The sequence below is a fragment of the Pseudomonas sp. BRG-100 genome (assembly GCF_000737955.1).
Taxonomy (GTDB): domain Bacteria; phylum Pseudomonadota; class Gammaproteobacteria; order Pseudomonadales; family Pseudomonadaceae; genus Aquipseudomonas; species Aquipseudomonas synxantha_A.
In genome coordinates this window covers 1,714,304-1,726,083 of sequence record NZ_JPRX01000001.1, presented here as the reverse complement: position 1 = coordinate 1,726,083, position 11,780 = coordinate 1,714,304, and the positions used below count along the sequence as shown (strand labels likewise).

General features: G+C 59.2%; 11 protein-coding genes. 9 read left to right on the top strand and 2 right to left on the bottom strand.

Annotated features, from left to right (window positions below):
- Nucleotides 1-77 precede the first annotated feature (77 nt).
- From eno to ispD, 3 genes are all read left to right on the top strand, one after another.
- Entirely contained in the window at nt 78-1,367 is a 1,290-nt protein-coding gene (gene eno / locus JH25_RS19650) for a phosphopyruvate hydratase (RefSeq protein WP_032877366.1), read from the top strand.
- Between the two features lie 171 nt (nt 1,368-1,538).
- Nucleotides 1,539-1,817 carry a cell division protein FtsB gene (gene ftsB / locus JH25_RS19655; protein WP_003189195.1) on the top strand — a complete coding sequence of 93 codons (279 nt, stop codon included), beginning with the start codon at nt 1,539-1,541 and terminating at the stop codon, nt 1,815-1,817.
- Nucleotides 1,814-2,524 carry a 2-C-methyl-D-erythritol 4-phosphate cytidylyltransferase gene (ispD, locus tag JH25_RS19660; RefSeq protein ID WP_005785745.1) on the top strand — a complete coding sequence of 237 codons (711 nt, stop codon included), beginning with the start codon at nt 1,814-1,816 and terminating at the stop codon, nt 2,522-2,524. The genes ftsB and ispD overlap by 4 nt, the downstream gene beginning before the upstream one ends.
- Nucleotides 2,525-2,527: 3 nt before the next feature.
- On the opposite strand, the gene JH25_RS19665 is transcribed toward ispD, so the two are convergent.
- Entirely contained in the window at nt 2,528-5,548 is a 3,021-nt protein-coding gene (locus JH25_RS19665) for a membrane-targeted effector domain-containing toxin (RefSeq protein WP_032877365.1), read from the bottom strand.
- A 69-nt stretch (nt 5,549-5,617) separates the two neighbouring features.
- On the bottom strand, nt 5,618-6,514 hold the full coding sequence (locus JH25_RS19670) for a LysR substrate-binding domain-containing protein (RefSeq protein WP_005785749.1): 897 nt from the start codon (nt 6,512-6,514) through the stop codon (nt 5,618-5,620).
- A 109-nt stretch (nt 6,515-6,623) separates the two neighbouring features.
- On the opposite strand from JH25_RS19670, the gene JH25_RS19675 reads away from it, so the two are divergent.
- Genes JH25_RS19675 through JH25_RS19700 form a run of 6 tightly spaced genes read left to right on the top strand, consistent with a single transcriptional unit; the run spans nt 6,624 to nt 11,587 of the window.
- Nucleotides 6,624-7,736 (top strand): S-(hydroxymethyl)glutathione dehydrogenase/class III alcohol dehydrogenase, encoded by a 1,113-nt coding sequence (locus tag JH25_RS19675; protein WP_005785751.1) that lies wholly within the window; start codon nt 6,624-6,626, stop codon nt 7,734-7,736.
- An 8-nt stretch (nt 7,737-7,744) separates the two neighbouring features.
- Entirely contained in the window at nt 7,745-8,590 is an 846-nt protein-coding gene (gene fghA, locus JH25_RS19680; RefSeq protein WP_032877364.1) for an S-formylglutathione hydrolase, read from the top strand.
- 54 nt (nt 8,591-8,644) lie between these two features.
- A complete protein-coding gene (gene ispF, locus JH25_RS19685; protein WP_032877363.1) occupies nt 8,645-9,118 on the top strand; it encodes a 2-C-methyl-D-erythritol 2,4-cyclodiphosphate synthase in 474 nt (157 codons plus the stop codon).
- Entirely contained in the window at nt 9,115-10,173 is a 1,059-nt protein-coding gene (truD, locus tag JH25_RS19690) for a tRNA pseudouridine(13) synthase TruD (RefSeq protein ID WP_032877362.1), read from the top strand. The genes ispF and truD overlap by 4 nt, the downstream gene beginning before the upstream one ends.
- Nucleotides 10,161-10,910 carry a 5'/3'-nucleotidase SurE gene (surE, locus tag JH25_RS19695; protein WP_032877361.1) on the top strand — a complete coding sequence of 250 codons (750 nt, stop codon included), beginning with the start codon at nt 10,161-10,163 and terminating at the stop codon, nt 10,908-10,910. Before truD ends, surE begins: the two co-directional genes overlap by 13 nt.
- 41 nt (nt 10,911-10,951) lie before the next feature.
- A complete protein-coding gene (locus tag JH25_RS19700; RefSeq protein WP_010176736.1) occupies nt 10,952-11,587 on the top strand; it encodes a protein-L-isoaspartate(D-aspartate) O-methyltransferase in 636 nt (211 codons plus the stop codon).
- Nucleotides 11,588-11,780 lie beyond the last annotated feature (193 nt).

Below are 11,780 nucleotides of genomic sequence, written 5' to 3'. Positions count from 1 at the left end.
GTTGTTCCACCCTTGCGGTCGGTCAAAAGATTTCCTTCAGCTGCGTCGTTTTCGTCAACTTTGGAGTGTTTACAACAATGGCAAAAATCGTCGACATCAAAGGTCGTGAAGTTCTCGACTCCCGTGGCAACCCCACCGTCGAAGCCGACGTGCTTCTCGATAACGGCATCATCGGCAGCGCCTGCGCGCCGTCCGGTGCTTCCACCGGTTCGCGCGAAGCGCTGGAACTGCGTGATGGCGACAAGAGCCGTTACCTGGGCAAGGGTGTACTCAAGGCTGTAGCCAACATCAACGGTCCGATTCGTGACCTGTTGCTGGGCAAGGACCCGCTGGACCAGAAAGCCCTGGACCACGCGATGATCAAGCTCGACGGCACTGAAAACAAAGGCAGCCTCGGCGCCAATGCAATCCTCGCCGTGTCCCTGGCTGCCGCCAAGGCAGCAGCTCAGGACCAGGACCTGCCGTTGTACGCGCACATCGCCAACCTGAACGGCACCCCGGGCGTCTACTCGATGCCGGTACCGATGATGAACATCATCAACGGTGGCGAGCACGCGGATAACAACGTCGACATCCAGGAATTCATGGTGCAGCCGGTGGGCGCCAAGTCCTTCTCCGAAGGCCTGCGCATGGGCACCGAGATTTTCCATCACCTCAAGGCTGTACTGAAGGCCCGTGGCCTGAGCACCGCTGTGGGTGACGAAGGTGGTTTCGCACCGAACCTGGCCTCCAACGAAGATGCACTGAAAGTGATCTCCGAAGCCGTGGCCAACGCCGGCTACAAACTGGGCACCGACGTGACCCTGGCCCTGGACTGTGCGGCCAGCGAATTCTTTGAGGATGGCAAGTACAACCTGTCCGGCGAAGGCCAGGTGTTCAACTCAGAAGGTTTCGCTGAATACCTGAAGGGCCTGACCCAGCGCTACCCGATCATCTCGATCGAAGACGGCCTGGACGAGTCCGATTGGGATGGCTGGAAAATCCTCACCGACAAGATCGGCGAGAAAATCCAGCTGGTGGGCGACGACTTGTTCGTGACCAACACCAAGATCCTTAAAGAAGGCATCGACAAGAAGATCGCCAACTCGATCCTGATCAAGTTCAACCAGATCGGCACCTTGACCGAAACCCTGGAAGCCATCCAGATGGCCAAGGCTGCGGGCTACACCGCCGTGATCTCCCACCGCTCCGGCGAAACCGAAGATTCCACCATTGCCGACCTGGCCGTGGGCACTTCGGCGGGCCAGATCAAGACCGGCTCCCTGTGCCGTTCCGATCGCGTTTCCAAGTACAACCAATTGCTGCGCATCGAAGAGCAATTGGCAGGTAAAGCCAAGTACAACGGTCGCGGCGAGTTTCGCGGCTAAGCAGTAAATGGTAAAAAGTCGGCGGGTTGCGTCAGAAATTTCACGAAAGTGTGAATTTCGGCGCTAATCTGCTGACTGACAAGCGCAAGCCTGGTTTTTCCAGGCTTTGTGCTATCAGTTGCTGCAAAAGGTTTGCATGACTGTCTTTTTTCACTGGATATCCGGATTTCGATGCGCAGTCCCAATTGGTTGTTCCTCGTCTTGCTCTTGTTGCTGGCTGGCCTGCAGTACCGCCTATGGGTCGGTAATGGCAGCTTTGCGCAGGTGGAAGAGCTGACCCAGCAAATTGCCGACCAGCGTGCCGAAAACGAACGCCTGCTGGAGCGCAACCGTGTCCTGGACGCCGAAGTGCTTGAGCTGAAAAAAGGTACGGAGACCGTTGAAGAGCGGGCTCGTCATGAGTTGGGCATGGTCAAGGAGGGCGAGACCCTCTACCAGTTGGCCCAATGAATAACGATCTACCGGCCTTCTGGGCCGTGATTCCTGCCGCGGGCGTCGGTGCCCGTATGGCCGCGGACCGTCCCAAGCAATACCTGCAATTGGGCGGGCGTACTATTCTCGAACACAGCCTCGGCTGTTTTCTCGACCACCCCTCGCTCAAGGGCCTGGTGGTCAGTCTTGCTGTTGATGATCCTTATTGGCCCACCCTGGCGTGCGCCACAGACCCGCGCATCCAGCGTGCGGACGGTGGCTCGGAACGCTCGGGCTCGGTGCTTAATGCACTGCTGCACCTTAATGCCCTGGGTGCCAGCGATGACGACTGGGTGCTGGTGCATGACGCGGCGCGGCCTAACTTGAGCCGTGATGACCTCGACAAACTCTTGGCTGAACTGGCGGATGACCCGGTGGGCGGTCTGCTGGCGGTGCCGGCTCGCGACACGCTCAAGCGCGTCGACAAGCATGGCCGCGTGGTGGAAACCGTTGACCGCAGCCTGATCTGGCAGGCTTATACGCCGCAGATGTTCCGCCTGGGGGCCTTGCACCGCGCCTTGGCCGACAGCCTGGTGGCGGACGCCGTGATCACCGACGAAGCGTCGGCCATGGAATGGTCCGGCCAGGCTCCGCGGCTGGTCGAAGGGCGTGCAGACAATATAAAGGTCACCCGTCCCGAAGACCTTGAATGGCTGCGTCAGCGCCGGGCTTATCAGGCGTCCTGACCCTCAGCCGTAGACTTGCTCCAACCCGGGCAGGGTTTTCAGCTCGCTCACCAATGCCTCAATGCTGTCGAATGGCTTCTCATCAATAGGCCAGCCGACCACGTTGATGGAGTTCCGGCCTTCCTGGCTGTTGATCCTGAAACTGCGCAGGTCCCCGCGTCGGGACCGATAGTCAATGTGGGTGGCCTCGGTGAGCATGAATTGGCCTGGCCGTGTCAGCAGTGCCTGGGCCGACTTCACCACTCGACTGTGCGAAGGGCCGGGCTGTGATTCCATTGAGTGCTGCAACGCGGCAGGATCAACGCGCAAGACCAGGTTGGCTTTGACCGTGCCTTCCCCTTTGTTCAGGCCCAGGCTGGCGGTGCGCCCCGGATCGACTTCGATTCCCAACGGGTGGGTGCCCATCCTATCTTCTATCCGCAGGCCGATGCTGCCGGTGAGTTCGGCCAGCCCAGGGATGTCCTTGAACGTATTGGTATGGGTATCGCCCACCAGTGCGACCCATTTACCGGGTTGGCGCTTGGAGGTCTGGATCCACTGAATCACCTCGGTAGCGTAATAGTTCATCATCCGCTGGCGCAGGGTTCCCGCACTGTCGCGCATATCGCGAAGTATGTAGCTCACGGTGCAGTCGATCGGCTGGATCTTGATTCCGGCCTCTCGGGCTTTGGTCACGACGTTTGTGAATGAGTAATAGTGGTTTCGGGGCAATGGGTAGATCCCGTTCAGGAAGTTTGTCAGCGCCTCGGCCATAGGGGCGTTCTTCGACCGGTAAAAAGCCTTCAGCATCGGAATATGCACATCCGTCAGCAGATGTTCGAAGTAGATGCGTTTGACACCTTGGCTGGCGAGTATCTGCATGTTGTCGATCAGAAAGGCTTTGCTCGATTCGGCGCTGTGGCTTTCGCCGATCACGAGGCCGTCACTGGCACGTAGCAGTTTCTCGATAATGCTTTGCTGTGATTCGTTCAAGCTCAAGCGGGGGAGGACCGGCTGCAGGGGCGAGTAGGGCAGGTGGTGAAAGAAGATCGCCGAATCCTGGTTTAATTGGCTCCTTTTCTCAAAGAACAGTCTCCGGGCGTTGCTGATCGACTGTGCATCCATTCCGAAGGGTTCGAAATCTTCCGAAAATGAGCTGGTGTCGGTGAGCATCTGCACGACGGTCTCGCGCACGGGCGCTGGCATCTGGTAGGCGCTGAAGAAACTCAACTGCTGGGTGCTATCGAACAGTTTGTAAACCCGTTGCCAGGCATTGCGAAATGCCCCCCCTCCGGTCAATCCGGCACGTCGCCATTGCAGGTCGGAGCTCTGAATAGCGTAGAGACCCGTGGCTTGAATCTTCTCGGGGGCTTCTGGATTATTCACGAACAGCTCAAAAGAACCCCAGTCATTCGGGCTTTTGTAGGTCAGGAAGGTCTCGCCCTGAATCTTGACGGTCTGCAAGCCGCTGGGAGATGTTGCAGCGACCAGGGGGCGAGTCTCGGTTTGGGCGGAGACCTGAGTGATCACCTTGACGTTGATCTGGCCCTCCTCTGCCCGCGTAGCCGGGCCAAGCACGGGGCGTAACGCCTCGAGACTGCTCGCGCCTTTGCTGATGCCGTGGATAACCACCGGGAGCGCGTTCAGGGCGCCGAACACCATGCGCTCAACGGCGTGGGGTTTGTCCTTGAGCACGTCATCGGCGCCGATCGCCATGCCAGTCAAACCTGAGGTAATGAAACAAAACTCCGCCAGCAACGCGGTGCCCATGGTCAGCGCCACGGGGATCGCCAGCAGGCAGGCTTTATCCAAGGCGTCGAGGGTGTCGGCTTTAAATGTGTCCAAGGGCGAGACAACGGTTTTGGCTGCCAATTTTGCAATCCGACTGCGGATCTGTCGTGCGATAAACGCAAATGGGTTGCTTCTGAGCGCCGGATACATTGGGTTATTAATGTATTGCTCGGGGTCCCAATAACCGTTGCGCAACAAGCTATTGAAAAAACCGGCGGGGCTGGAAGATTCCGGGTACATCGCCATACCGATCAATGCTTCCTCGACACCACAGTAGATCAGGCCGGAGTCAATCGAGTCGGGTTCAAAGTGGTTGGTCAGCGCTTTGCGCTGGGTCGGGTCCTTGGCCACTTTTACCAGCGCATTGCGCATGTCCGTTGGGCTGTTGAAACCATGGATGGGGGAGGAGTTGCCGGGGACGTACAGCAGGGTGATCTGGCTCTGGGTGTCGGTAATCGTAAGAATGTCGGTGGCGTCGAACTGATGAATGCGCAGCACGCGCACGGATAAGTTTTTATCCGGTGAGTAGGGCGCCTGAAAATCTTCAAGGGTCAGGTTGCTGGCGTCCCTGTCGACGCCGATACCTGCCGCTCGTGCGGCCAGTTGCCGTTCTGCTTCGGTGAGCGTGAATTCTTCGTACTGATTGAGGTAAGCCTTGGCGAAGGCAATGCGCATCAGGGTGGTGTAATTGTCCCGATGCTCCCTCCAGAATTGGGTGATGGCCTTGTCATAGGTTTGTTCAAAGTTGCTTGAGTCAATCACCTTTCTGAGAACGGCTGGCGCGATCTCCAGTTGGGTGGTCGGGTCGTAGACCTGAGGTTCGCTTTGCCGGTAAAGCGCCTCATACCGTCTGGGCGGGATCCAGCCGGAAGTGATGAACTCTTCGTTGAACATTTGCGGTATGCGGTTATCCATCAGGCGCGGCAGTTCATCGACGATATTGAAGTACGGCGCGATAGTGGAAAAGCCCGTGTTGTTGATCATGCCGCCAGGGGCATGGGGCGCATTGCAGATCATGGCCTCGGTCAGGCTCATGGATTGGACGATCACTGCAGTGTAGGGTGCATTGGGATTGTCGAGGTTGTATTCCAGAGTGGTCAGGAACGTAGTATCCGGGTCCAGTTGTTCCTGAGTGAATGGTTGTAGATGCTCGCAAAGCAATTGGGCTGCGATTGCGCTGGGCACCGGAAAGTCGGCCAGAACCTTTCGGACAAAATGATTGATATGCTGGAGTTGCCGAGTGTTGGACGTCATGGGCTTGCCTGGTTTTCTAATGAAAGCGGTTATTAACCGGTGTCCAGGCAATGCACGAACGGTAGCTGTTTATGTTCGATAGACCGAATTGTCACCCAAGCCTTCTTTGAGAAAGTCCACCAGCTTCCTGACCTTCGGCGACAAATGCCGCTGCTGCGGGTACAGCGCCCACACCGCCGTATTCGGTGGCTGATGCGCCTCCAGCAATGACACCAGCGCACCACTGTGCAAATGCTCCAGCACGTAATAATCCGGCAACTGACACAGCCCTACACCTTGCAGCGCCGCATCCAGCACCGCCTGCCCACTGTTACAGCGCCAGTTTCCCTGAACCCTTTGGGAAAATTCCCGCCCGTCCTGGGCCAGTTGCCAGATATCCGAGCTGCCGATCAGGCAGTTATGCCGACTCAATTCCGACAAGCTATGGGGCCGACCATACCGTTCCAGGTAGGAAGGGGAGGCGCACAGGTACATGCGTCGCGGTGCCAGGCGGCTGGCGACCATGCGCGAGTCTTGCAGGCGACCCAGGCGGATGGCCAAATCCAGGCCCTCGTGCACCAGATCCAATTGACGGTTGCTCAGTTCGATATCCACCCGCAGTTGCGGATAGAGCGCCATGAACCGGGTCACCAGTGGCACGATAAAGCGCTCGCCATAGGCGACTGCGCAGGTCATGCGCAACATGCCCTTGGGTTCGCTGGTGAGGTCGCCTACTGCCCGCAGGGCTTCTTCGCGACCATCCTGCAAACGCTGGCAATGTTGCAGAAACGTCTGACCCGCTTCGGTCAGCGTCACCTTGCGTGTACTGCGATACAACAGGCGCGTTTGCAACCGCTCCTCCAGGCGTGCCACCTGGCGGCTTATATGGGACGACGATACTCCCAGGCGCTCTGCCGCCGCCGTGAATTGGCTGCACTCGGCCACTGCGACGAATTCGTCGATGCCTTCCCAGCGGTTTTCCAGCATGGTCATTATCCCTGTACAGCAATAAAGTTTTGCTTTCGCCTGGATTATTAATCAGGCAGCCATGTTTTACACTGCTGCAATCAATTTTTAACCCCCTGGAGAAACCCGGATGATCAAGTCCCGCGCCGCCGTAGCCTTCGAAGCCAAGAAGCCCCTTGAGATCGTGGAAGTGGACGTCGCCATGCCCAAGGCTGGCGAGGTGCTGTTGCGGGTGGTTGCCTCCGGCGTGTGCCACACCGATGCCTATACGTTGTCGGGTGCGGACCCGGAAGGCATTTTTCCGTCGATCCTGGGTCACGAAGGCGGCGCAGTGGTCGAAGCCATCGGCGAGGGCGTAACTTCAGTCGCTGTCGGCGATCATGTGATCCCGCTGTACACCCCGGAATGCGGCAAGTGCAAATTCTGCCTGTCGGGCAAGACCAACCTGTGCCAGGCCATCCGTTCTACCCAAGGCAAAGGCCTGATGCCGGATGGCACTACGCGCTTTTCCTACAAGGGCCAGCCGATTTTCCACTACATGGGCACGTCGACGTTCTCCGAGTACACCGTGTTGCCGGAAATCTCCGTGGCCAAGATTCCTAAGGAAGCGCCGCTGGAAAAAGTCTGCCTGCTTGGTTGCGGCGTCACCACAGGCATCGGCGCGGTGCTCAACACCGCCAAGGTCAAACCGGGCGACACCGTGGCTATCTTCGGGCTGGGCGGTATCGGCCTGTCGGCCGTGATCGGCGCGGTCAAGGCCAAGGCCGGTCGCATCATTGCCATCGACATCAACCCGGCCAAGTTCGAAATCGCCAAGCAACTGGGGGCTACCGACTGCATTAACCCGAAAGATTACGACCGCCCAATCCAGGACGTGATTGTCGATTTGACCGACGGCGGCGTGGACTTTTCCTTCGAGTGCATCGGCAATGTGCAACTGATGCGTGCGGCGCTTGAGTGCTGCCATAAAGGCTGGGGCGAGTCGGTGATCATCGGCGTGGCCGGTGCCGGCCAGGAAATCGCTACGCGTCCGTTCCAACTGGTCACCGGGCGCGTCTGGCGCGGTTCGGCATTCGGTGGCGTGCGTGGGCGCACAGAGCTGCCAAGCTACGTGGAAATGGCCCAGACCGGTGAGATCCCGCTGGACACCTTCATCACCCACACCATGGGCCTTGAAGATATCAACAAAGCGTTTGACCTGATGCATGAAGGCAAGAGCATTCGTACCGTCATTCACTTCTGAGGTCGGCCATGAGTCTGGAAAACCTGTCATGCCAGAAGAGCTTCGGCGGCTGGCATAAACGCTACAAGCATCATTCCGATGTGCTCGGTTGCGACATGACCTTCGCCGTCTATCTGCCGCCGCAAGCAGAGCAGGGCGGTAAGTTGCCGGTACTGTACTGGCTGTCCGGCTTGACCTGCACCGATGAGAACTTCATGCAGAAGGCTGGCGCCCAGCGCATGGCCGCCGAGCTGGGTTTGATTATCGTCGCACCGGACACCAGCCCCCGCGGCCCCGGTGTGCCGGACGATCCGGACAACGCCTGGGACTTCGGCCTCGGCGCTGGTTTCTACCTGAACGCCACGCAGGAGCCTTGGGCCCAGCACTATCGGATGCATGACTACGTGGTGCAGGAGTTGCCGGCCTTGGTGGAGGCGCATTTCCCGGCGTCGGCTAAACGCGGCATCAGCGGTCACTCCATGGGCGGACATGGCGCATTGGTATGCGCGCTGCGTAACCCGGGACGCTACCAATCGGTGTCGGCGTTTTCGCCAATCAACAATCCGATGGACTGCCCCTGGGGCCAGAAAGCTTTTTCCCGTTACTTGGGTGAAGAGCGTTCCAAGTGGCGTGAATGGGATGCCTGCGTGCTGATCAGCGAAGCCTCGGAAAAACTGCCGCTACTGGTGGACCAGGGCGATCGTGACGATTTCCTTGCGGTTCAGCTCAAGCCCGAGGCCCTGCAGCAAGCGGCCAAGGCGGCCAACCATCCGTTGGAACTGCGCCTGCAACCTGGCTACGACCACAGCTACTTTTTCATCGCCAGCTTCATCGAAGACCATTTGCGCCATCATGGTCGTGCTTTGCTCGGTTAATGTGAGGCAAAAGTAGGTAGAATCACGCCCTGAATTAAATCGGGGCGTTTTTTTATGCGTATTGGCCACGGCTACGATGTGCACCGTTTCGCTGAGGGCGATTTCATCACCTTGGGCGGCGTGCGCATCGCACACCACCATGGGTTGCTGGCTCATTCCGACGGCGACGTTGTCTTGCATGCCTTGAGCGATGCCTTGCTCGGCGCGGCGGCATTGGGCGATATCGGCAAGCACTTTCCGGACACCGATCCGACCTTCAAAGGTGCGGACAGTCGTGTGTTGCTGCGCCATGTGGTCGGGTTGATCCATGCCAAGGGCTGGAAGGTCGGCAACGTCGACAACACCATCGTGGCCCAGGCGCCCAAGATGGCCCCCCATATCGAAGCGATGCGTGCGCTGATTGCCGCAGACCTGCAAATTGAATTGGATCAAGTCAACGTGAAAGCCACCACCACCGAAAAGCTCGGATTTACCGGTCGTGAAGAGGGCATCGCCGTGCACTCCGTTGCCTTGTTGCTGCGCGCATGAACGATTTGCAACTGCTGGGCCCGCGGGCCTACGGCGAGGCCTTGGGCAGCGCGGTGCTGAAGGCGACGGCAGAAGACTTCCAGGTTGATGAGGTGCTGGACATCCCGTTGACTGGTGACGGTGAGCACCTGTGGCTGTGGGTGGAAAAGCGCGGCTTGAATACTGAAGAGGCCGCACGGCGTATCGCCAAGGCCGCCGGTGTGCCGCTGCGCACCGTCAGCTATGCCGGGCTCAAGGACCGTCAGGCCCTGACCCGCCAATGGTTCAGCGTACAGTTGCCCGGCAAGGCCGACCCGGACCTGAGCGGTGCGGAAAACGACACCCTCAAGATCCTGAAAACCACCCGCCACAAGCGCAAGTTGCAACGTGGTGCGCATTCGGCCAACGGCTTTACCTTGCGTCTGACCCAACTGGCCGGCGATACCGCCGCCATCGACGCGCGTTTGCAGTTGATTGCCCGGCATGGCATTCCCAATTATTTCGGCGCCCAGCGCTTTGGCCACAACGGTGGCAACGTGGTGGATGCCCGTGAATGGGCTGCTCGCAAGGCTCTGCCGGAGCAACGCAACGTGCGTTCGCGGTTGCTGTCCACCGCTCGTAGCTACTTGTTCAACAAAGTGCTGGCAGCGCGTGTCGCCGACGGTTCCTGGCAGCGCGCCCAGGTGGGTGACCTGCTGGCCTTTACCGACAGTCGCAGCTTTTTCCCTGCCGGGGAGGCTGAATGCAGCGACCCGCGCCTGGCGATCCTGGACTTGCACCCGACTGGCCCACAATGGGGCGAAGGCGACTCGCCGGCGAAAGGTCTTACGCATGATCTGGAACAATCTGTCGCTGCCAGCGAATCCGACCTACGTGATTGGCTGGTGAATGCAGGAATGAGCCAGGAACGTCGCATTCTGCGACTGCCCATTGGCGGGTTGACGTGGCATTATCCCGGGCCTGACATTCTGCAATTGGAATTCGTCCTGCCGGCCGGATGCTTCGCCACTGTCTTGGTGCGCGAGCTTGTTGATCTGGTGCCGGTGGGGCAGACGGACAGCCCATGCGTATTCTGATATCAAACGATGACGGTGCCACCGCACCCGGTCTTGCCGCGCTCTATGCTGCGCTGCAGGATTACGCCGAGTGCGTGGTGGTTGCCCCCGACCAGGACAAGAGCGGCGCCAGCAGTTCGCTGACGCTCGACCGTCCGCTGCACCCGCAGGTTCTGGCCAATGGCTTTATCAGCGTAAACGGCACCCCCACCGACTGCGTGCACCTGGCAATCAACAGTTTGCTGGAGCATGAGCCGGACCTGGTGGTGTCGGGAATCAACCTGGGCGCCAACCTGGGTGATGACGTGCTGTATTCCGGCACCGTGGCGGCGGCCCTTGAAGGGCGCTTCCTGGGGCGCACCGCGTTCGCCTTTTCCTTTGCTTCGCGGCAACTGGATAACCTGGCGACCGCGGCGTATTTCGCGCGCAAGCTGGTGCAGGCCCATGAGTCTCTGGACCTGCCGCCGCGTACGGTACTCAACGTGAATATTCCCAATCTGCCCCTCGACCGTATCCGCGGTATCCAGCTGACGCGCCTGGGCCATCGCGCGCGCGCGGCGGCGCCCCTGAAGGTGGTCGACCCGCGCGGCAGGGAAGGCTATTGGATCGCCGCGGCCGGTGATGCCGAGGATGGCGGGGAAGGCACGGATTTTCATGCGGTGATGCAAGGCTATGTGTCAATTACCCCGTTGCAATTGGATCGCACCTTCAGTGATGCCTTCAGTGGCCTCGATGGCTGGCTGGAGGGACTGCGTTGATGGCTCGTGAACAAGACGACTTGTTGCGCCGTGGCATCGGGATGACTTCCCAGCGCACCCGGGAGCGGTTGATCCAGCGTCTGTACGAAGAAGGCTTGTCCAACGCCCAGGTGCTGGAAGTGATTCGGCGTACGCCGCGGCACCTGTTTGTCGATGAGGCCCTGGCGCACCGCGCCTATGAAGACACGGCGTTGCCTATCGGCCACAACCAGACCATCTCCCAGCCCTACATGGTTGCGCGCATGAGCGAGCTGTTGCTGGCGGCCGGGCCCCTGGACAAGGTGCTGGAGATCGGCACCGGCTCCGGTTACCAGACAGCTGTGCTGTCACAGTTGGTAGAGCGAGTGTTTTCGGTAGAGCGCATCAAGGTGCTGCAGGACCGTGCCAAGGAGCGCCTGGTAGAACTGAACCTGCGCAACGTGGTGTTTCGCTGGGGCGATGGCTGGGAAGGCTGGCCGGCGCTGGCGCCGTACAACGGCATTATTGTCACCGCCGTGGCCACCGATGTGCCTCAAGCTCTGTTGGATCAGTTGGCGCCGGGCGGGCGGCTGGTCATCCCGGTGGGCTCCGGCGAAGTGCAACAGTTGATGCTTATTATCCGCGAGGAAGAAGGTTTTTCCCGGCACGTGCTGGGCGCGGTGCGCTTCGTGCCGCTGTTGAATGGCCCCTTGGCCTGAGCATTTATTCCCTGGCAGTGAATTCTGCTGGCGAGGATGTGTCTTACGCCGGGGTCTATTGAATCAACAGGCTTGGCAGCCGCAATTGAACAAGATGAATTTTTCGTTTCAGTCGGGTGCCAGTAAAAAGCCAATGCCCAGTTATACTTGCGTCATATTTCAAGCCTGATCCAGGCGTTAACGTTCAGCCACC